Source organism: Glutamicibacter sp. AGC46 (assembly GCF_053543715.1).
In genome coordinates this window covers 130,885-152,021 of the sequence record NZ_JBLVOJ010000024.1, presented here as the reverse complement: position 1 = coordinate 152,021, position 21,137 = coordinate 130,885, and the positions used below count along the sequence as shown (strand labels likewise).

Genomic DNA, 21,137 nt, shown 5'->3' with positions numbered 1-21,137 from the left:
ACTCACATGGGTGAAAAGCCGCGAAATTCGCGAATCATGCAGGCCGCTCAGGCGCGCAGCACCAATAAGGCCCCCAAGCCAAGCCGGTCCACCGGACTGGGCCGGGTGATCATTGCCGTGTACGGCATCCTCGCCCTGGCGGCGAGCGTGCGCGCGGTGTACCAGATCATGAGCAAATTCGACGAAGCGCCGATCGCCTACAGCCTGTCGCTGTTTTCTGGCCTGGTCTATATCCTTGCCACATTCTCGCTGTCTTCAGCCAAGCGTGGTGCCTGGCTGGTTTCGCTCTGGGCGGTAGCCGTTGAATTGGCAGGCGTGATCGTGGTCGGCATCTTGTCGCTGACCCACCCCGAAGACTTCGCCCATCCGTCGGTGTGGAGCGGTTTCGGCGAAGGATACGGCTACGTTCCACTGGTGCTGCCGATTGTCGGCTTGTGGTGGCTGTACCGTAACCGTAATGAGCGTCACGCCTAAAGACGTGCAAGAATTACCACGGTGGGTTTTCCATCCACCGCAGCAGAATTTCTGAAGGAGCAAAGTGCACTATTGGAAGGGCTTGGATGCCGTCCCCGCGGATATGGCTCCCACTGTCGTGACCATTGGCAACTTTGATGGTGTCCACCTGGGCCATTGCGAGGTGCTGGATGCAGCTGTCGCGCAGGCCAAAGCACGCTCGGCTCAATCGGTAGCGATCACTTTCGACCCGCACCCGGCGCTGGTGCACCGTCCCGATGATGCTCCTGAATTGATCATGGGTCTGGCTGACCGCGTGGACACCTTGGCCAGCGTTGGCCTGGATGCCACGCTGATGATCCACTACACCCTGGAATTCGCGGACCAGAGCGCTGAAGAGTTCGTTCGCTCCATCATCGTAGAGAAGCTGAATGCCGTGGCCGTTGTGGTCGGGCATGATGTGCGTTTTGGCCGCGGCAATTCCGGGGACTTCAGCTACATGCAGGAACTGGGCACCAAATACGGTTTTGAAGTCATAGGTGTCGAAGACGTAGGGGACAAGCGCCGCTTGTCCTCGACCTGGGTCCGTGAAGAACTAGCCGCCGGCAATGTCGAAGCTGCCGCCGCGATCCTCGGCCGGCCGCATCGCATGCGCGGAGAAGTAGTCCATGGCCATGCCCGTGGACGCGAGCTGGGATTTCCCACCGCGAATCTGGACACCGAAGCCACCGGCATCATCCCCGCCGATGGGGTCTATGCCGGCTGGGTGATCGACGAGGCCGAGGTGCGTTGGCCAGCAGCAATTTCCGTCGGGTCGAACCCCACCTTCGATGGCGTCTCCCGAGTGGTTGAAGCCCACGTGATTGACCGCCCCGAAGAAGGCGTGGAAGATTTCGATCTGTACGGACAGCAGATTGTCGTTGAGTTCATTTCCCACCTGCGTCCGATGGTTGCCTACCGCGGCATCGAAGCCCTCATTGAGCAGATGACCGAGGACGTTGACCAGGCCCGTGCGGTGCTGGCTATAGAACGCCACTAGGAATCATGGCTGAGATACCATCATTGCCGCAGCGGGCCTTCGTCGTGGGCGCCCCGCGCCGCGATGAATTAGCTTCCGCTTTCCAAGCCGATGCCGAAAGCTACGACAAGATCCGTCCTTCCTATCCGCAGGAAGCCTTGGAATTCACGCTGCAGCACCGACCGGTGAGTGCCATTGACATCGGCTGCGGTTCGGGGATCTTCACCGAACAGCTCATCCGTGCAGGCCTGGAAGTCAGGGCCGTAGACCCATCGGCAGAAATGCTCTCGGTCCTGTCCAAGCGGCTGCCGGCGATCGAGGTAACCTGCGCCGCAGGTGAAGCGACCGGCTTGGAGGCCGATAGCGCTGGCCTGGTGACCTATGCCCAGGCATGGCACTGGGTGGACCACCCTCAAGCCAGTGCCGAAGCGGCCCGATTGCTCCATGATGGCGGTTGGCTCACCCTGCTGTGGAATCAGCTGGATGTCGCCATTCCCTGGGTTCACCGCTTGGCACGCATCATGCATGCCGGCGATGTGCACCGGCCGGAGCTGGAGCCGCCGTTGGGACCCCAGTTCCAGAAGCCGGAGCATGGCATCTGGCATTGGTCCATGGAACTGGATTTCCACGAGATCGTCGAGCTGACCAAATCCCGCAGCTACTACCGCAAGTCTTCAGAAACTACCCGCGCCAAGGTGGAAGCGAACTTGGCCTGGTATTGGCAGGAGCATCTGGGGCACGAGCAGGACGCAAAGGTGCAGGTGCCCTATCTCACCCATGCCTGGAGGTCCCGCCGGCGCACCCGTCGGTGATATGATTGACGATGGTTCTCGCTGCAGTCCGCGGTTGCGAGTTTCCGCCGTGAGCGTCTCGACGTTCGCACCGACTTATGAACGCGGTCCAACTCTAGGAGTTTGTTATGGCATTGGATGCCACTATCAAGAACGAAATCATCAAGGCTTACGCTACCCACGAGGGTGACACCGGTTCGCCTGAGGTTCAGATTGCCGTCATGTCCCGCCGTATTTCGGACCTGACCGAGCACCTGAAGATGCACAAGCATGATCACCACACCCGCCGTGGCCTGATGGCTCTGGTTGGTCGTCGTCGTCGTATGCTCGGCTACCTGAAGAACACCGACATCGAGCGTTACCGTTCGCTGATCGAGCGTCTGGGCCTGCGCAAGTAGTCCTCTGCTTCAGAGCAAGAAATTCCCCGTCTCCGCTTCAGGAGTCGGGGATTTTTCTTTGCCTCCGGACCTTGGCAACGCCGCTCATGTGTTCGCGATTTGCCGGCACGAATCAAGATCAGTAATCGACAGAGGCAAGAATCGGATGAATTCCTGCTCTCCCAGGCTCATCCCGCAGGCAAGCACATGACGGAACAGGCGTCGGAGAGGCCTTGGACGCTCCCGCTAACGTTTCCCCGGATTAAATTCCGCCCCGAATATCTCGGTATCTGACCTTCCTGTGGAGCCACATACCGTTGGGCTAAGGCTAATGAGCCATCCGCGACATCTTCCGAAACCTGAAGGTCACTTTGACCTCAGGTTTCTTCTCGTTTCTCCAGTTTTCCATGCCCTTTCCGAGGCGCCGCCCAAGTGGTTGCATGGCTACCAAGCACGGAAAAAGCGCGAAATAGAGGGGAACAGGGATGAATAATTTCAAACGGTTGAACTTTCGAAGCATGGGCACGGCGGCGGGGCTGACGGCAGCAGCGTTCTTTTTAGCCTCATGCACTGCGTCAGCTCACGGCACGGATCTTGAGAACCCTGACGGCACAATAACCGTCCGCTACGAAGGAAGCGCCAATACCGTGATCCTTCCGGAGCTGGCTGAAGACCTGGGCTACCTTGACGGTGTGTCCTTGGAATGGGTTGGCAACAACTCCAGCGGGCCCTCGGCGATCCAGAACACAGCCACCGGTGCCACCGAGATCGGCAGCGCGTTCTCCGGAGCAGTGGTGAAGCTGCAGGAAGCTGGATCGCCTGTCACCGCGGTGGTCTCATCCTATGGTTCCAATGCAGACTACTTTGTCGGGTTCTACACGAGCGAAGACAGCGGCATCAAAGAACCGAGGGACCTCATTGGCAAGACAATTGCAGTCAATACTTTGGGCGCTCATTCCGAAGCGGTCGTTAGCAGCTATCTGAAATCCGAAGGCCTGACGCCGCAAGAGATCGAGCAGGTGCAGCTGGTCGTTTTGCCACCTACCGACACCGCACAAGCTGTTCGCACCCATCAGGTCGACGTTGGCGCTCTTTCCGGGGCTTCCCAAGTGCATGCAGTGAAGCAAGGCGGCTTGCGAGAAGTTTTCAGGGACACGGAAGTCTTCAGCAGCTTTGATGCCGGAGAGTACGTCCTTCGGGATGATTTCATCGCTCAATACCCTGAAGCAGCGCATTCCCTGGCCACTGGCATTGCCAAAGCAGCGGACTGGGCTTCGACGCATCCGCGCGAAGAGGTCATCAAGAGATTCACCGCAATCGTTGAATCCAGGGATCGCGGAGACGACGTTGAAGCCCTGCAGTACTTCAACGGCTATGGCTTGGGCGAACACGCAGCCATCGAAGACGAGGACTTCAGCAGATGGGCGCAATGGCTCAACGATGCGGGGATTATCGAAGGAGAAATCACCCCCAGCGAGTACTACACCAACGAATTCAACGACCTCGCAAACGAAGGGCAGTAATCGCGCATGTCTACCATTGAGATCAAGAACTTGGGCAAGAAATTCCTCCGCTCCGGATCGAGTGAAGATACTGCCGTCACGGCCATTGAATCACTGGATCTCCGGATCCAGGACGGAGAATTCTTCACCCTTGTCGGCCCCAGCGGATGCGGCAAATCCACTCTTCTGGATATCTTGGCCGGGTTGGCCGCGCCAATTTCGGGCGAAGTTCTCGTTGATGGCGAGCCGGTTTCCGGTCCCAGCCTGGAACGTTCAGTAGTCTTCCAACAATACGCGCTCTTCCCATGGCTCACGGCAGTGGCCAATGTCGAGGTGGGGCTGGAGAGCCAGGCCCGTCGCGGTCGGGGACTGGACAAATCGGGAAGGCGGATCCGCGCTAACGAATATCTGCGACTCGTTGGCCTGCAGGGTGTGGAAGACAAGTACCCCCATGAACTATCCGGCGGCATGCGTCAACGCGTGGCCATAGCCCGTGCCTTGGCCCATGAACCCAAGGTGCTGCTGATGGATGAGCCGTTCGCCGCCCTGGATGCCCAAACACGCGAACAACTCCAGGACTTGCTGCTAGATATCTGGAGTCGCACCCGAACCACGATTGTCTTCATTACGCACGGCATCGAAGAAGCCGTGTACCTGGGGCAGCGGGTAGCGGTGATGTCCTCCAAACCCGGACGAATCAAGGAGATCATCAACATTGAACTCGACGGGCGCCACAGTGTTGATGACATCCGCTCGGCTCCCCAATTCAGCGATTACCGCCATCGCATCTGGACGCTGCTTCACGAGTCCGCTCCCAGTGCCGGCAAATCGCCGGTGAGCCACAAGTCGCTCGTTTCTCCAGGAGTACCAGCATGAGCACCTTAGCCGTACCGGACCAGCGCCTGCAGGGCTCCACCGGGGAGTCAAATCGGCCTTCTCCTTTCCTGCGTTTGGCCGGAAGACTGCGGTCAACGCTGTACCGTTCGGGTGCGATCATCGGTTTTCTCCTGGTGTGGGAGCTTGTCCCGCAATTCGTCCTGGAACCATCATCCCGGGTCTTTCTTCCTCCCTTGCATGAAGTACTGCAGGCACTGGGGAAGATGATTGCCTCAGGGGATCTGGGCACGCACATCCTGGCAAGCCTGGGCCGGGCGGCCGTAGGATTCACGCTCGCTGTCCTCATCGGCGTGCCCGTCGGATTGGTCGTCGCGTGGTTCTCGAAAGTCGGCGATTTCCTCAACCCGTTGCTGGAGGTATTCCGAAATACCGCGGCCTTGGCGTTGCTTCCGGTCTTCACGCTCCTTCTCGGTATTGGCGAAGTATCCAAGGTATCGATTGTCGTCTACGCGGCGTTCTTCCCGGTGCTTCTCAACACCATCCTTGGAGCACGCAGCGTAGATCCCTTGCTGATCAGGGCGGCAAAAACCTTGGGGCTCACCAGCTACGAGATCTTCGCGAAAGTTGTCTTGCCCTCGTCCGTACCCATCATCTTCACCGGCGTCCGGATGGCAGGAACGTCATCCTTGCTGGTGCTCATCGCCGCCGAAATGATCGGCGCCAAGGCTGGACTGGGCTTCCTGATCACCAATTCGCAAGCCAGTTTCCTGATCCCGAAAATGTACGCAGCCATACTCACTGTCGCCATCCTAGGCTTCACGGTCAACGCAGCACTTGTAGCGCTGGAGCGCCACTTCTCGCGCTGGGCTCGCGCCTAGACAATCTTCCTACCGAAGGGACTACAACCATGACACGAACTTTGACTCTCAACGCGTTCTTGATGACTACCGGGCATCATGAATCCTCATGGCGCCTGCCGCTCAGCGACCCCCTCGCCGGAACGGACATCGGCCACTACATCCGTTTGGCGCAGCTGGCCGAGAAAGCGAAGCTCGACGCGATCTTCTTCGCAGACGGCCCAGTGCTTCAAGGGCCGGTCGCCCAACGACCTGCAGGAATCCTCGACCCTGTGACAGTGCTTTCTGCCATCGCCCCGTTGACCCGGCACATTGGGCTGATAGCGACCGCATCAACCAGCTACAACGACCCCTATAATCTTGCCCGCCGCTTTGCAAGCCTGGATGTGATCAGCAATGGGCGTGCGGGCTGGAACGTCGTCACCACAGCAGGCGATGCAGCGGCGAGGAATTTCTCCCAATCCGCCCAATTGGACAGCTCGCAACGATACCGTCGCGCCGAGGAATTCCTGGAGGTGGTCAAGAAGCTCTGGGACTCCTGGGAGCCGGATGCAGTCGTCGCTGACAAGGGAAGCGGGATCTGGGCGGATCCGGGCAAGATACACTCCGCGGCCCACATCGGGGAGCACTTCCAGGTTGCTGGAGCGCGCAATGTCCCGCGGTCGCCCCAGGGGCATCCGGTGATCGTCCAGGCGGGAGCTTCGGCCGCCGGCAAGGAATTCGCCGGGCGATGGGCTGAAGCCATTTTCACCGCTCACCAATCATTTGAGTCTGCCAGGGACTTCTACCAGGAAATCAAAGACAAGGCAGCAGGCAACGGCCGAGCAGCGCATTCGGTCAAAGTCCTTCCAGGAATTGTTCCCATCCTTGGTTCCACGGAAGCCGAAGCCAATGAATTGGCGGATTCCCTGGATGAGCTCATTCTGCCGGAATACGCCAGGAATACGTTGGCCCAGCAGTTGCATGTGGAGCCGGCAATCCTTGAACTGGACCGAGAACTTCCCGCCGAGCTGGAGAATACCGTGGCCAAGGAGAAATCCACCTCCCGAAGGGATCTCATCTTGGATCTGGGTTACCGAAGGAAGCTCACGGTTCGCCAGATCATCCGGGAGCTAGGTCCTGGCCGGGGACACCAGACGTTCTCGGGTACGCCGGAGCAGCTGGCGGACCGGATCGAGTACTGGTTCAAAGCCGGAGCGGCCGATGGATTTAATATCATGGCTCCGGTCTTGCCGGCAGGTCTCGAAGTATTCACGGAGCAGGTAGTCCCGATTTTGCAGCAGCGCAAGCTTTTCCGTACTGAATACGAGCAGAGTACGCTTCGCGGAAACTACGGGTTGCCAGTACCGGCAAATAATCGCCTGGGCTTGGCATTCTAGAGCCTGATAGTCGTGTACCGAAGGGCGAGAGCCATTGCTCTCGTCCTTCGGTGCCGGTGGGATCAGGCCCCGGCGGATACCGGTTGCTGGTTCAGCTGCGTCCTCCAGGAATGCCCTGGGTGATCAGCATGGAGAAACCGCAAGGAAAGTACTGGCGATGGGAGCCGCACGAAGTTGATTCGACAAGGCTCCCACCACGGGCAGCAGCTGGTGAAGTGCAAATCGAAGTAGCGCGATTACTACCCGGCAACGCGCAAGAGCAATAAGAGCTTCATCAGCGCCAAGGGCCTGGCCAAAACCAAGGCTGTCACCCGTGGCAAGAAGGGCAACGGCGTTTGGGCGCTTTCCAGGAACAAAGCAAAATCCCTAGCTGCAGCTACTAAGGACGGCAAGGCGCCAGTTGGACCCGAAATCAGTGGAGGAGGCAAGAAGGGTACATGTGGCACTTCCACCCCAACAAGCGGACCCCTGACATTCATCTCTTCTACGGAAGCTCGACCTGGGAAAGAACTTGCACGAAGCATTGGTGCCGCCAGCTACTGTTGGCGGCACCAATAGTGCTTGAATTGGGGAACTATGACTGACTACCAAGAACTCTTGCAGGCTGCTCGTGCACACTACGGGGTTGGCGCTGCTCCACGCGTGTCGGAAGCTGCAGCACTTCTCACCTCGTTGGGTGGCAAGACCTTCGACTACTCCAGGTTCGCCGGCAACCTCATCGATGAATATGTAGACTCGGCACGTGTAGTTGCAGCCTACGATATTTCCGACCCAGAGCTCCTTGCTTCCCGGTCCTTGCCGGTTGAACGCGAAATGATGGAATGGCCTCCCGAAGAAGATGAAGACAGCTACGACGTTGTGTTCACTAAGGATGAAGAGCTGTGGAACGTCATTCAGAACGAGCTCGGTGGGATGAGGCGAGCAATTGTCTTGCTTGAGCATGCTGAAGGGGATGCAGGCGCTGTAGGCAACTTCCGTGTAGCTGGATTCGCACAGTGGCTAAGGGAGACGCTCTGGGCTGCTACCGGTGTCGTTCCGCGAGATCCAGGCTGGCCGGATGAGAGCGCCACTCTGTATGAGAAGGCTTTTGCGATGCAGGGACGGCCAGGTTGCGAACCAGACCCAATCGATTGACGAGTATTGTCGGGTCAATCCGAGACGCTTTCCAAGCTGCTTGCATCACCAGCCACGCTTTCGGCAAGGGGTGCATGGCGTTGTATGGAGTACGGAATGCGTTATATAAAGTCCAGTAGAAGTCGAAAACGCTTGGATCCGCGAAGCTACACGGATCCAAGCGTTTTTCATGAGACTTCGGGCTGGGTTACGGCTTAGCTCATTGTGCCTCGGCCTCGGACTCGGCGGCTGCGGCTTCAGCGGCCTTCTCCTGGTGGATCACTTCGGCCAAGAGCTTTTCCATTTCCTTGGCGACACCTGCGGCGGAAGCTGGGTTCTGTCCGGTGACCAGGCGTTCGGAGACTTGTACATTCTCTTCGAAGTTATCGGCGGCGATATGCGTGGCGCCTTGCTCGGTGAGCTTGTCGGCCAGGAAGAACGGAATGATCTTGTCCTTGCCTACGGCCACTTCTTCATCGTTGGTGAATGCTGCAACGGTTTTGCCACTTAAGAGTTTCAAACCATGATGCAGCTCGACATCGAGCAGACCGGCCGGGCCGTGGCAGACTGCACCGACAACGCCGCCCTTGTTGTAGATAGCGCCGACCAGCTTTTGCAGGCCCTCATTATTGGGGAAGTCCCACATGGTGCCGTGGCCTCCCACGAGGTACACGGCGTCGTACTGTTCGGGGTCGACGACTTCAACCCTGGCGGTGTTGTACAAGCCGGCACGGGTCGTTTCGTCCTGGGTGAACTGGACCTGGACCGGGTCGTCCTGGTCCACTGTGTCGCGCGGGGGTTGTCCGCCTTTAATGGAAGCGAAGTCGACGAAGTGCCCGGAATCCCGGAACACCTTCCATGGATGTGCGGCCTCGGCGACGTTGTATCCGGTAGGTTCCTTGTCATTACCGATTTCGGAAACGCTGGTCAGGACCATGAGGATTTTCTTCAAGGTGTGCTCCTTTCGCATTCGTCCTTCCACCCTTGTACAACAGGAAGGCTGTCGCAAGGGCGATGCGCAAGTTGCCAGTTTGCTTTCCGGAATCGTGCTCCGGAGGGAGAACAAATGGGACGTGGTTCCTGTTTCTAGCCCCGGAGCGAGTTTGGCGTGCGTTGCCAACTAAGCATGCGCTTAAAGCCAACGTCCTTGGGGCGGACTTTGCGAGAATGAATGCACCGGCCGGGATATGCCGTGCATCACTTCTTGAACCTTGGAGAGCCATCCCGGATTGGTATCTTTCGAAAGGATTGCACTCGTGAACACCGCCCCTAGCCTTCTCTTGGTCAACGGCACCATCCATACGCTGGATCCGCATGAACGCATAGTCAATGCGATGGCCGTCCGCGCAGGAAAGATTGTCGCGCTCGGAGAGGATGCGCTGGCGCTGCGTAGGCCGGAAATGGAAATTATCGATCTGGACGGGGCCACGATCATGCCCGGGCTGATGGACGTGCACAATCATCACATGCTTGCCGGGCAGATGGACCTGTTCGAGCTCAACGTTCCGCCAACTCTCAACCTGGACGAGTTCCTGGAGGCAGTCGCGGTCTGGTCGGATAAGCTGGCTGCGGACCAGTGGGTCATCGGTGGCAGCTGGGGTTCGGGCCTGTTGAGTGAGATCAATACGTCCCAGGCACTGGCGCGGCTGGATCAGGCCACCGGCGGCCGGCCGGCCTTGCTCAAGGATGATGCTAAGCACAACCGATGGGTGAACAGCCGTGCCTTGGAGCTTGCGGGCATCACCGGCGCGACCCCTCACCCCGAAGGCGGGGAAATCATGCGGGATGCCGAAGGCCGAGCCACCGGCGTGCTGCTGGAAGCCGGCGGGGTCATTGTCGAACAGGTCCGCGAATCAATGAGCCCCACGCCGACTTGGCAGTTGGCCGAAGCGGCATCGCGGGGCATGGAAATACTGCATTCTTACGGCATCACCGGTTTCCAGGATGCTGCCGCCTCCTTGCAACTCATGCAGGCCTTGAAAGAACTCGATGAATCCGGGAATCTGCACGCCTGGGTGGTTTCCAGCATGCAGGCCAATGACTTCATTTTCGGGACCCATCCGCTGGGCGAGGGGATCATTGCCGAGCGCGAGCAAACCAGGTCAACTCATCACCGCCCGGATTTCATCAAGATCTTCCTTGATGGCGTTCCGCCGGCAGGGACCGGAGCCTTCATCGAACCGTATCTGGAGGGTGCGGGATTCCCCGAATGCCATTGCGGCAACACCACAATGCCTCCAGAAGTACTCGCGGGCTGGCTGATGAGCACGGCGCGGCGGGGCATTTCCGCGAAGATCCACTGCACCGGCGATGCTTCGGTGCGCCTGGTCCTGGACACAGTCCAGAAGGTGCGCGAGGCAGGTCTGGGCGAGCCGAAATACCATATCGCCCACGGCCAGTTCATTCACCCGGATGACCTGCCGCGCTTTGCAGAACTGGGAGTCACCGCCGATATCTCGCCGTCATTGTGGTTCCCCGGGGTGATTACCGAAGCCATGAAACTCGTCCTTCCCGCCGACCGGGCATCCAAGATGCACCCGAACAAGACCTTGCTGGCCACCGGGGCGCTAGTTGCCGGCGGCTCGGACTGGCCGGTGAGCGTTTCCCCGAACGCCTGGGAGGGAATCTACGGTCTGGTCACCCGCAAGGATCCTACCGGAGCTTTCCCCGGAACGCTCTGGGAGGAAGAAGCCGTGACCTTGGCGGATGCCTTGCGCATCTACACGATCAATTGCGCCAAAGCGATGGGACTGGATGACCTGACCGGGTCGCTGGAAATCGGTAAGTCCGCTGACTTCATCATGCTCTCGGCAGACCCGTTTGAGGTGCAACTCGAAGAGCTGCCGCAGATCACTGCACAGCAGACCTGGTTCAGCGGGCAAAAGGTCTACGACCGACTCGGATCCTCGAGCGTGCCGGTGCGCTAATCGCCTGCCCAGCACGTTGTTCTCAGCCGGCCAGGGTATCGGCCGGAGCATCATTATTTACCCGCGGCAACTCGCCGCTGTCTCGAAGGAAAGCCATGGACTCGATACTGGCTGGCGCGCGCACAAAAACAGGCGGCGACCGCGGAACCTACATCTACATCGGTGCCTACAGCGCGGTGCTGTACATGGTGCTGCTGACCGCACCGGTGATCGCCTCCAAGCTGGTGGCGCAATTCGGCCTGACGGCTACCCAAGTAGGCGGGCTGCTGTCCATGGAGCTCGGGGCCTTCAGCTTGGCGACTATCCCCGCCTATCTGTGGCTCAAGCGCGTCAACCTCGTGACGGCAACTCGTGTCTTCACGCTGGTTGCCGTGGCCGGAAATGTGGTCTCGGGCTTTGCGGACAACTACGCGCTCTTGGCGGTGTGCCGCATTGTGACGTCCCTGGCTGCTGGCTCGATCACCGTGGTGATCCTGAGCTTGAGCGGCAGGAGCGCGAACCCAGGACGGGCCTATGGGTTATTCGTTGCGGCCCAGCTGGTCATGGGCGCCGTGATTCTGGCGCTCTTCCCGGTGCTCTTCGCGGATTCCGCGGTGTCTGCGATCTACTGGACCATGGCTGGGCTAGCCCTGTGCTGCATGGCGGTTGCGCACCGCATCGATGGCAACGTGCTGTTGGGAAGCGCCGCTGACCCGGCTGTCGATAGTGCCAACTACGGGCACCGGCCGGCCCCGAGATCCAAGGCGTTTCTGGCCCTGGCGGCGGTAATGCTTTTCTACCTAGCGTTGAGCGGGGTATGGTCGTTCATGGGGCAATTCGCGGCGTCCGCGCAGATCAATTTGGGTACGACGAGCCTGATTCTCGCTGTTGCGACAGTCCCGGGAATTGCTTCCTCCTTGCTGGCCACATTCCTGGGCGACCATCCGCGCCGCCCGCTGTTCCTCATTCTCGGTTATCTGGCGATGCTGCTGTCCATCGGCTTGCTGTTCGGGTTGAGCGGAGCCGTGCAGTTCGCGGCCGCGGCGATCATCTTCAAATTCTCCTGGACCTTCATCCTGCCCTACTTGCTGGCCACGGTCTCCGACCTGGACTCCAGCGGCCACCTGATGAATTCCACGAACTTGATGATCGGCACCGGGTTCGCGCTTGGACCAGTTCTGGGCGGCATGCTCATCGAGGCTGCCAGCGGCTTTGGCGTGCTTCTCGTCGCCTGCAGTGTCGGAGTGCTGCTGTCCATGACCTGCGTGGTTCTCGTCCAGGGCCGCAATCAGCACGGCTTGCCCCAGCGCGTCGCTCCAATGGGAATTCCTGAATAGCAGTGCACGGTCCACCACCGGCACATGCCAACCAGTGGAAAACAACGACTTTCCAGGACCTGCGCCGCTGGTAAAGGTGCCGAGGCATCTTCAGGGACCACAACGATTCGCCCAGAGCGCCATGAAGCCCCAGCCGGTGTCCTCGATCCTGTAAGGTTCACGGACACCCGCTGGGGCCCAGGCGCGCTTTTCCGATTGGCGAGGCGCTAGACTGCCAGCTTGCGGCGGATGAATCCGGACGCTTGGTCAACGACGATGATCAGAATCAGCACGATGATGATGTGCGTAAGCATCGTATCGAACTGGAACGACTTGATCGCCTGGTTGATGAGCAAGCCGATGCCGCCAGCACCGACCAGGCCCAGGACCAGTGACGAACGGACGTTGACGTCGAAGCGGTACAAGAGCAAGCCGACGAACTGCGGGATCACCAGCGGCAGTGCGCCATGGGTAAGTTGCTGAACCCGTGATGCGCCGGTGGTGGACAGCGCTTCCTGCGGGCCCTGATCGGTTTCTTCCAGGGACTCGGCCCAGAGCTTTCCCATCACTCCCGTGTTGTGGCAGATCAGCGCCAGCACACCTGCGAAGGGACCCAAGCCCACGGCGGTGACGAAGATGAGCGCAAAGACGATATCCGGTACCGCGCGGAAGAAGGACAAGATGCTGCGTGCTGCTTGGTAGGCCAGCGGATGCGGCGTCGTGGTGCGGCATGCGAGCACAGCGAGCACCAAGGCCGTAGGAATGGAGAAGGTCGTGCCCAGCAAGCCGATCCACAAGGTGACCAGCGTTGCCTCCAAGCCAGGAAGTATGACTTTGTCCCAGCTCAGATCCGGCGGAAATGCGTCGCTGATGAATCGTGCCATCCCGCGCCAGCCATCCACGAGCAACGCCGGATCAAAATCAGTTCCCGCGATGGCCAGAAGGTGAAGGACGGCAATCACTGCAACTGCGGTAATCCAAAGGGTACGCCGGGCCGCCTTGTGCGGGTCTCTGGGCAGTGCTGGCGCGGTCTTTCCAACGACCATTTGCGAGGTACTTTCCACTGCCTGCTCCTTGATGCGAGTCCGGGTATGAAGGCTCATGCTGCAATCCTCTCGGGAGAGTAAAGGACATCCAGGAAGTCGTCGCCGAGATTCTGGACCGGACCATCGAAAGCGATACGTCCATGCAGCAACCCGATGGCTCGGTCTGCATACCGCTGTGCAAGCTCTGGTTGATGCAAGACCGCTGCAACGGCAAGGTTTTCTTCGTGTGCCAGGGTAGCGAGCAGTTCCATGATGTTCTCGGCCGCATGCGGGTCCAGAGCAGAAACCGGCTCATCGGCAAGCAGCACCGACGCGCGCTGGCACAGGGCCCTGGCGACGGCTACGCGCTGCTGCTGTCCGCCAGAAAGGCGCCCGACCTTGTCCAGGGCGCGGTCGGCCATGCCAACCCGGTCCAGGCAGGCCATTGCTTCTTCCCGCAGTTCGCGCGAGAAGAAAGCGGGGGAGAATGAGGCCAAGCCGGTGACACGGGCCAGGGCGCCTGCGCAGACATTGTCCAGTGCTGTGCGGCGGGGCACCAGATGGATCTTCTGGAACACCATGGCTGCCCGGGATCGCGCACGGGCTAGATCACGGCCATGGAGATCGGCCAGGTGGATGCCATCCAATTCGATGCTTCCCGAATCCGGCGTGGCCAATCCCGCGACGCACTTGAGGGTGGTGGATTTTCCGGAGCCGTTGGCACCCAGAAAGGCCACGAGCTCGCCGCGGTTGACGGTGAAATCGACATCATCAAGCACGCGGCGCTGGTTGAAGGACTTGGCCAGGGACTTCACCGAGAGGGCCGGACGGGCCAATTGCGTGGTGTCCATGGTTAGATATCGTCCTCGGTGAGGCCCATTTCGGAAGCCAGGTCGAACAGCGGGCCGTAGGTTTCCTTGGTGACTTCCAGCAATGGGCCCGGAGGGGTCACATCCAGGAAAGCTCCTACCTGGGCGATATCTTCCTCCGGCAGGTTCAGCAGCGCGTGCTTAACGGCTTTCTTCAGTTCCGGGTCGGCATCGGCGCTGATGGTGATCGGGTCATTCGGGATGGGTTCCGAGGTCCAGATCTGGCGGTAGTCTTCCGGGTTGAAGGTACCTTCTTCTTCGGCAACCGCCTGGGTCTGCGAGTTGAGCTGGGCGGCGTCGACAGTTCCGTTGGCCAAGGCCAGCAGTGATTCAGGATGCCCTCCTGCGTAGTTCAAGTTGACTTCGGACTCGGCAATGCCGGCAGTCTTCAGCGCGTAGCGCGGCAGGACATCTCCGGAGGTTGAGCCCACGCCGCCAAGTGCGAAGTCCTTTCCGCGCAGGTCTTCGAGGGTCTTGATTTCTGAATCCTTCGCAACCCAGATGCCACCGGTGTAGGTGCTGAGCTCGCCTTGGGCGGTCCCGAAGGACACGAGCGGTTCAGCGCCGGCCTGCTGGCTGGCGAACACGTATCCCACGGGACCGAACTGGCCAAGATCCAGTTTTCCATTGCGCATTGCCAGTACCTCTGCGGCGTAGTCCTCGACAACTTGGACCTCGACTTCGCATCCGAGCTCGCGCTCCAATGCGTCGGCGAGCACGCCGTACGCCGGTTCGAGCTTGGCTGGTGCTTCGTAGGGCTCGATGCCGAAATTGATGGGCCCATCGGCGCAGAACGCGGGGGCAGCGGAGTCGGCCTGCTCATCCGCCTGGGCGGACCCGCAAGCGGTGAGGGCCAGCAGGCCCAGCGAGACGGCAGAGAATTTAAATGCCTGAGAGATCTTCATGGTTTGCTCCAATGCGTGGTGTAGCTAAGCTAGGCGGTGATCGACGAAGCCATGGCCGGCTTGGCGAGGTTTTTGATGTTCTTGTCGGCCAGGCCGAAGGACAGGGTCATTCCGACTCCGGCGGTCACGGAGACGATGGTAATGGCGTCGGCGGCATTGCGGATGAGCAAGGGGCCGATAGCGCTGGAGGCATAGATTCCTTGCCAGCGTTCAATGACTTTCAGCTCGGTGCCACTCATGTAGCCCCCGATGGCCGAGAGCAATGTTTGCGAGGTCGCTTCCTTGAGGAAGGGAGCTTGGGTTGCGGCGTAGCTGTGCGAATCTCCCATGAGCAGGGTGCCGTCGGGCCTTTGGGTGAACATGACATTCGCCTGGATATCCAGCAGCTCCGGGTGCTCGGCGAGAACTTCAGCCTGCAGGGCCTTGGCTGCTGGCACTTCGGTGAAGGCCTCGTAGCGCAGCATGGAGGTGGCGGTGAGGACGGCCGGCTTCAATTCCAGGTCTTCGGAAGCTTCTGCGCGGAGCATCTGCAGCGCGCACCGGGTGATCTGGTGCTCCTGCGCGATCTGCGGGAAGAGGTAGTCCACGTCGTGGCCGACGCAAACGAAAACCTGGTCGGCTTCGAAGGCGCCGCGATTAGTTTGCACGCTGGCCCGGCGATGCCGGCCGGCCCCGAATCCCAAGGCGCTGGTGCTGAACTGGACGCTGCCAGCAACATGGGCGTTGACCCACTGGGCCAGCTTGGCCACCGTGGTGCGCGGGTCGACGCGCAGGTCATCACGCAGGAACGCGCCGCCGAGGAATCCTTCGGTGCTTTCGCGTCCGAGCTGTTCTGCGATGTCCTGCGCGTTGAGCATCTCGACCTGCCCGGTTTCGCGGCGTGCGGACAGTTCGCGCAGGACCTGCAATTCCGTTTCTGTCGAGGCCACCACGACAGCTCCCGATTCAACGGCCCAGAAGCCAGCGCGTTCAGCGTAGTCAAGCCACAAGGGACGTCCTGACTGCGCCAGGTCGTAGAGTTCGCCGGACTGCGCGGTGATGCAGCAGTGGCCGAAGTTGCGGACCGATGCGCCGATGGCCTCATGGTCACGTTCAATGACGATTACCGAGAGGCCGGCGTCCAGGGCTCGAGCGGCATGGGCCAGGCCGACAATGCCGGCGCCGATCACCAGCACATCTGCGTGGTTGGCGACTGGCCGGGTCTGTGGGAAATTTTTTTCGTTGCTCACGACAGTGATCATCCATGCCCGGGATGAGCGGATTCAACCCGAAATGGCACTTGTTTGAACAAGTTTGCCTAGAGTTCAGAATGGGGTCCGTCTATTCACTTTCAGTTCACTGGAATGTCTTGTGATTCGCTGATTTCACAATAAAACCACTTGTATGATCAAGAGGTGATGGAGAACAAGAAGCAACCCAAGTACCAAGCCCTCACCACCTGGTTGCGGCAGGAAATAGCGGCTGGCACATGGCACGAAGGAGATGTCCTGCCCAGCGAGGCAGAACTCTGTGCCCGCGCCAATGCCTCGCGTGGCACGGTCCGGCATGCGCTCGCCCAGTTGCGTTCGGAGGGCCTCATTGCGGGGGGACAAGGCAAGCCGCCAATCGTGGCGCAACAGGTGCAATCCCAATCGTTTACCACCTTCATGTCCTTTACTGATTGGGCGCGCTCCATCGGATTGGAGGCTGGACAGGAAACGCGGGAATTGGCGCAGCGCCCGGCCGATGCCCTCGTGGCCGAGCAGCTCGAACTCGAAGAAGGTGCCAAGGTGGTGCAGATCCTGCGCCTGCGCTTGCTCGATGGGAGCCCGGCGATGCTGGAGCGGACTAGCTTTACCCAAGAAGTCGGTCGGCTGCTCTTCGAATTCGATGCGGATGACGGTTCGATTTTCGAGTACCTGCGGGAGCAAGGCGTAGACCTCTACCGAGGCAAGCACACCATCGACGCGGTGGCGGCCGATGAACTGGACGCGCAGCTGCTGGGTGTCCGGCTCGGCGCCCCGCTCCTGCGCGAACGGCGCGTGACTTCCGCCAAATCGGGGCAGAAACTTGAGTACTCCGATGATCGGTATTTGCCGGATCTGGCCAACTTCACCATTGAAAACACCAGCGAGCATCGCGCCTCATTGAGCCGTGTGCGAAGCATTGCTGTCTGAACAGGAAAACACGATGAAACGAGAAGACATGTTTGAACTCATTGCCTGCGATATGGCTGGAACGACCATTGACGAACATGCCGATGTGTACCGGGCTCTGGAGAATGCGGTGTGCGAATTCGGTGTTGAGGTCAAGGAGGAGGATCTGCAGCATTGGATGGGCGCCGAGAAGAAGGAAGCGATCAAAGCGCTGATTGAACTTGGCGGCGGTACTGCCAGCGATGAACAGGTGCAGGTGCAGTTTGACCGTTTCCGCCATTTGCTGCTGGGGTATTACCAGGAGAATCCGCCCGTCGCATTGCCAGGTGTCGTGCAAGCGCTGGAACGCTTGTCTGCCAGCGGCAAGAAGATCGCATTGACAACGGGGTTCTCGCGCGATGTTGCCGATATCATCCTCGATGGCTTGGAGTGGAAGGTCGGTCCTGGCGAACTTCTCGACGCAGTGGTTGCCGGCGATGAAGCAGCAGCGGGACGCCCTGCGCCGTACATGATTCATCGAGCGATGGAGCTGACGGGAATTCGCGATGTAGCCAAGGTTGTTGCCGCAGGCGACACCGCCAACGACCTGCTGGCCGCGCATCACGCGGGAGTGCATGGGATCGGTGTGCTGACCGGGAAGCTGGGCCGCGAAGAGCTGGACCGGTTCCCGCATGCCGCCATCCTCGAATCCGTGGCGGAGCTGCCGGATTATCTCGAGGCGATCGAGCCCGCGGCCGTGTAGTTCGACCCGAGTAATTTTGCAATGCGGAAGATATGTTTCGTTTCGGATTGGGATGCGGGATATGCTGAGCTCTAGTTGGAACATCCCATTGAGATGAAAGAGAGTCGTCATGAGCAAGACTGTTCTTCAGCGCCACCTGTTCGGACCGGGTCCATGCAACCCGTATCCCGAGGCAACGGCAGCGCTCGGCCTTCCGCTGCTGGGCCATCTGGATCCGGAGTTCATTGCACGCATGGATCGCGTTGCTGATGGTTTGCGTACTCTCTGGGGAACCGGAAACTCCCGTACCTTGCCTTTGAGCGCCACGGGCTCAGCTGGCATGGAAGCCGCGTTCGTCAACACCATCAACCCAGGCGACGTAGCGGTCATCGCGATCAACGGCTTATTCGGCGAGCGCATGTGCGAAGTTGCTGCGCGCGCTGGCGCTGAAGTAGTCCGCGTCGAGCATGAATACGGCACGCCGATCGATGCCGAACGCGTTGCCGCGGCGCACCCGAACCCAACCGTCATTGCCGGCGTGCATGCTGAAACCAGTACCGGAGTTGTTTCCGATATAGCCGCGCTGGGCGCAATCAAGGGCGATGCACTGCTGATCACCGATGCAGTGACCTCCATTGGCGGCATGCCGGTGCTGGCTGATGAATGGGGGATTGACGTTGGCTATGCCGGCACGCAGAAATGCCTCGGCGTGGCTCCGGGATTGGCACCATTTACCATTTCAGACCGTGCTTTCGAGCGCCGCGTCCAGAAGCCCCAATCCTGGTATCTGGATCTAGGCTTGCTCGGCGGCTACGCCACAGGTTCCACCGGGGGCCAACGCACCTACCACCACACCGCACCGGTCTCGATGGTCGCATCGCTGGAAGCCGGCATCGACCGCATCCTGGCTGAGGGCCTGGACGCGGTCACCGCCCGCCATCAGGAAGCGGGAGGCTTGCTGCAAGATGGCTTGCAGGAAATGGGCCTGGAGCTATTCGCCCAGGAGGGGTACCGCCTGCCGCAGCTGACGACGGTCTACGTTCCTGAAGGCGTTGATTCGGCGAAGGTCCGTGGATACCTGCTCGACCGCTTCAATATTGAAATCGGCGGCGGTGTCGGCAAGTACGCGAGCACCGTATGGCGCGTCGGCATGATGGGCCCCAACGCTAATCCGGGTTCGGTGGCGCTGCTGCTGGCTGCGCTGAAGGAAGCGATCGACAAGGCCTAAGCCCGTGAGGGCCGTGGCCTACTGAGCGCAAAGCATGGCGGGGCCAACCAGGAGATGGAATGGTCCCGCTTTTTGCCGTGGCCCTTGGGCTAGCCCAGCTGGTCTTGTGAATGCGCAAAGTGCAGCTGCACCGAATCGTCACCGGTCGAAAGCCTGGCGTAGCCGCCAATCGGCAAGGTGAACATCGGGGAAGTGTGGCCGAAATCGAGGTTGGCCACAACCGGGATGCGCTGCAGGATCGGGTGCTTTGCGATGACTTGCTCCAGCAGGCTACGGGTGATGCCGGATTGCCGCTGGAAACGCCCAATGGCCAGCCCGGTCAGGCCAGCGGCGCTAGGGGACTGCAGGAAAGAGGCGAGCTTCCGGGCGATTTCGTGGATGTCTTCGGAGGAGTCTTCCTCGATGAAGAGCATCGCCCCGTGCAAGGATGGCATGAATTCGCCGCCCTGCAACAAATGCAGCGTGCCCAGATTCCCTCCAATCACCGTGCCCGTGGCCGCTCCTTGATTCAGGATCCACGGTCCGCCGGATGCCTGGACGGACCTGTTGTCTTGATCCATGAACCACAAATCGTCGGTGAATTCGCTGGCGTGCTCGATGGTCCACGCGTGCTCGTGGGTTGCGGTCCGGAACCACTGTCCGGTTGGTTCAAAATGATCACGCATGCCGAAGCTGGACCAATGCGCGCCGACATAGGTAACGAGGCCGGTCTTGGCATGCACGGCGTTTGCCAGCGCGGTGAAATCCGAATAGCCGCAGAAGACCTTGGGATTGGCGGCAATAAGATCCCAATCGAGGTAGGGGAGCAGCTCGTTTGAATTGAAGCCGCCAATGACCGAGATGATTCCGGCGACAGAAGGATCGGCAAATGCGGCGTGCAGATCGGCCACGCGCGACGGGATCGGCGAGCTGTCGAAGTCATCGTTCTCGTCTACGTGATCTCCGAATTCCTGCTTGAGCCCCATGGCCTCGAAGCGTTCAGTGATCCACTTCGTATTGTCGAATTCCATCACGAAGGCGCGGGAGCACGATGGCGCAATGGCCCTGATGGTGTCTCCGGATTGCAATCGGGCTGGGACGATGGTCGGCTTCTCATGGCTTGTCATGCAATCAGTCTAGGGTCTGGCTTGGCAGGGGATAATAACCCGCACGCAGTCGCAGGCGACTAGTTGGCGAAATTTTCGCAACAAATGAAGATATTCCGCTCCAGCTACTGGGAGAATACTGCGAAATTCGATAACGTGGGCGGGACAGCGCAATTTCTCTAAAGAAAGAAGCAAATAAGGTGAAGTCCCTCTTCGACTTGGAATTCAAACAATTCATCACGCCATCGATCATCAAGATCGTTTACATCCTGATCATGGTCCTGTTGGCGATCGGCTACCTCGGAATCGTGATTTCCGGGTTCATGGCTGATGCAATGCTCGGCTTCCTCATGCTCCTGATCGTGGGTCCTTTGGTGTCCCTAGTCTATTTGGTACTGGTCCGTGCAGGACTCGAATCCTTGCTGGCACAGATCCGCACTGCGGAGAACACCACTGAACTCGTTCGTCTGGCCGGTGGCATCCCGCCGGCAGAAGGCGGCTACCGCCCGCACCCGGGTAATCCTCCTGCTCCCCAGCAGCCGCAGGATCCAACCGCCAATGGCGGCGGCACTCCGCCAGCCAACCCTTACCAGAAGTAAGTCCAACGGCCGATGGCCCGC

At 59.8% G+C, this 21,137-nt stretch carries 21 protein-coding genes; 15 read left to right on the top strand and 6 right to left on the bottom strand.

All coding sequences use genetic code 11. From position 1 onward, the window contains the following. The first annotated feature begins 6 nt into the window (after positions 1-6). The 9 genes from ACNPM8_RS12735 to ACNPM8_RS12695 all read left to right on the top strand — a co-directional run bounded on the left by ACNPM8_RS12735 (position 7) and on the right by ACNPM8_RS12695 (position 8,348). The gene (locus tag ACNPM8_RS12735; RefSeq protein ID WP_181148828.1) at positions 7-474 is read left to right on the top strand and encodes a hypothetical protein; all 468 of its coding nucleotides are present in this window, start codon (positions 7-9) and stop codon (positions 472-474) included. A 64-nt stretch (positions 475-538) separates the two neighbouring features. Further along, positions 539-1,492 (top strand): bifunctional riboflavin kinase/FAD synthetase, encoded by a 954-nt coding sequence (locus ACNPM8_RS12730; RefSeq protein ID WP_105657289.1) that lies wholly within the window; start codon positions 539-541, stop codon positions 1,490-1,492. 5 nt (positions 1,493-1,497) lie between these two features. After that, positions 1,498-2,283 carry a class I SAM-dependent methyltransferase gene (locus tag ACNPM8_RS12725; RefSeq protein ID WP_448939956.1) on the top strand — a complete coding sequence of 262 codons (786 nt, stop codon included), beginning with the start codon at positions 1,498-1,500 and terminating at the stop codon, positions 2,281-2,283. A 107-nt stretch (positions 2,284-2,390) separates the two neighbouring features. Continuing rightward, entirely contained in the window at positions 2,391-2,660 is a 270-nt protein-coding gene (gene rpsO / locus ACNPM8_RS12720; protein ID WP_013348393.1) for a 30S ribosomal protein S15, read from the top strand. Positions 2,661-3,286: 626 nt separating this feature from the next. Continuing rightward, on the top strand, positions 3,287-4,162 hold the full coding sequence (locus ACNPM8_RS12715) for an ABC transporter substrate-binding protein (RefSeq protein WP_448939955.1): 876 nt from the start codon (positions 3,287-3,289) through the stop codon (positions 4,160-4,162). A gap of 6 nt (positions 4,163-4,168) precedes the next feature. After that, on the top strand, positions 4,169-5,017 hold the full coding sequence (locus ACNPM8_RS12710; protein WP_448939954.1) for an ABC transporter ATP-binding protein: 849 nt from the start codon (positions 4,169-4,171) through the stop codon (positions 5,015-5,017). Next, positions 5,014-5,856, top strand: coding sequence for an ABC transporter permease (locus tag ACNPM8_RS12705; RefSeq protein WP_448939953.1), 843 nt, complete (start codon positions 5,014-5,016; stop codon positions 5,854-5,856). Before ACNPM8_RS12710 ends, ACNPM8_RS12705 begins: the two co-directional genes overlap by 4 nt. A gap of 29 nt (positions 5,857-5,885) precedes the next feature. Continuing rightward, complete coding sequence (locus ACNPM8_RS12700; RefSeq protein ID WP_448939952.1) at positions 5,886-7,214, top strand: LLM class flavin-dependent oxidoreductase; 1,329 nt, start codon at positions 5,886-5,888, stop codon at positions 7,212-7,214. Positions 7,215-7,790: 576 nt separating this feature from the next. After that, positions 7,791-8,348, top strand: coding sequence for a hypothetical protein (locus ACNPM8_RS12695; RefSeq protein ID WP_105658233.1), 558 nt, complete (start codon positions 7,791-7,793; stop codon positions 8,346-8,348). 199 nt (positions 8,349-8,547) lie between these two features. On the opposite strand, the gene ACNPM8_RS12690 is transcribed toward ACNPM8_RS12695, so the two are convergent. Next, positions 8,548-9,279, bottom strand: coding sequence for a type 1 glutamine amidotransferase domain-containing protein (locus ACNPM8_RS12690; RefSeq protein WP_133832988.1), 732 nt, complete (start codon positions 9,277-9,279; stop codon positions 8,548-8,550). Between the two features lie 304 nt (positions 9,280-9,583). Here ACNPM8_RS12690 and ACNPM8_RS12685 point away from each other — a divergent pair, with 304 nt between their 5' ends. Together ACNPM8_RS12685 and ACNPM8_RS12680 are read left to right on the top strand one after the other, a co-directional pair. Beyond that, entirely contained in the window at positions 9,584-11,254 is a 1,671-nt protein-coding gene (locus ACNPM8_RS12685; protein WP_448939951.1) for an amidohydrolase, read from the top strand. Positions 11,255-11,349: 95 nt separating this feature from the next. Further along, complete coding sequence (locus ACNPM8_RS12680) at positions 11,350-12,570, top strand: MFS transporter (RefSeq protein WP_448939950.1); 1,221 nt, start codon at positions 11,350-11,352, stop codon at positions 12,568-12,570. Between the two features lie 206 nt (positions 12,571-12,776). Here the strand turns inward: ACNPM8_RS12680 and phnE are convergent, their stop codons facing one another. Genes phnE through ACNPM8_RS12660 form a run of 4 tightly spaced genes read right to left on the bottom strand, consistent with a single transcriptional unit; the run spans position 12,777 to position 16,577 of the window. Beyond that, entirely contained in the window at positions 12,777-13,652 is an 876-nt protein-coding gene (gene phnE / locus ACNPM8_RS12675) for a phosphonate ABC transporter, permease protein PhnE (RefSeq protein WP_448939949.1), read from the bottom strand. Then, entirely contained in the window at positions 13,649-14,425 is a 777-nt protein-coding gene (locus tag ACNPM8_RS12670; RefSeq protein ID WP_448939948.1) for a phosphonate ABC transporter ATP-binding protein, read from the bottom strand. The genes phnE and ACNPM8_RS12670 overlap by 4 nt, the downstream gene beginning before the upstream one ends. Positions 14,426-14,427: 2 nt before the next feature. Continuing rightward, a complete protein-coding gene (locus tag ACNPM8_RS12665; protein ID WP_105658230.1) occupies positions 14,428-15,348 on the bottom strand; it encodes a phosphate/phosphite/phosphonate ABC transporter substrate-binding protein in 921 nt (306 codons plus the stop codon). 29 nt (positions 15,349-15,377) lie between these two features. Continuing rightward, the gene (locus ACNPM8_RS12660) at positions 15,378-16,577 is read right to left on the bottom strand and encodes a TIGR03364 family FAD-dependent oxidoreductase (protein WP_426735079.1); all 1,200 of its coding nucleotides are present in this window, start codon (positions 16,575-16,577) and stop codon (positions 15,378-15,380) included. A gap of 168 nt (positions 16,578-16,745) precedes the next feature. Between ACNPM8_RS12660 and ACNPM8_RS12655 the strand changes: the two genes are divergently transcribed. The 3 genes from ACNPM8_RS12655 (at position 16,746) to ACNPM8_RS12645 (ending at position 19,432) form a co-directional block, all read left to right on the top strand. After that, positions 16,746-17,504, top strand: coding sequence for a GntR family transcriptional regulator (locus ACNPM8_RS12655; RefSeq protein ID WP_105661922.1), 759 nt, complete (start codon positions 16,746-16,748; stop codon positions 17,502-17,504). Positions 17,505-17,517: 13 nt separating this feature from the next. Next, positions 17,518-18,225 carry a phosphonatase-like hydrolase gene (locus ACNPM8_RS12650; protein WP_426735077.1) on the top strand — a complete coding sequence of 236 codons (708 nt, stop codon included), beginning with the start codon at positions 17,518-17,520 and terminating at the stop codon, positions 18,223-18,225. Positions 18,226-18,334: 109 nt separating this feature from the next. Beyond that, positions 18,335-19,432 (top strand): pyridoxal-phosphate-dependent aminotransferase family protein, encoded by a 1,098-nt coding sequence (locus tag ACNPM8_RS12645; protein ID WP_332730822.1) that lies wholly within the window; start codon positions 18,335-18,337, stop codon positions 19,430-19,432. 89 nt (positions 19,433-19,521) lie between these two features. On the opposite strand, the gene ACNPM8_RS12640 is transcribed toward ACNPM8_RS12645, so the two are convergent. Next, positions 19,522-20,538 carry a S66 family peptidase gene (locus ACNPM8_RS12640; RefSeq protein WP_402741688.1) on the bottom strand — a complete coding sequence of 339 codons (1,017 nt, stop codon included), beginning with the start codon at positions 20,536-20,538 and terminating at the stop codon, positions 19,522-19,524. Positions 20,539-20,717: 179 nt separating this feature from the next. Between ACNPM8_RS12640 and ACNPM8_RS12635 the strand changes: the two genes are divergently transcribed. Beyond that, positions 20,718-21,116, top strand: coding sequence for a DUF4282 domain-containing protein (locus ACNPM8_RS12635; protein WP_105661845.1), 399 nt, complete (start codon positions 20,718-20,720; stop codon positions 21,114-21,116). Positions 21,117-21,137 lie beyond the last annotated feature (21 nt).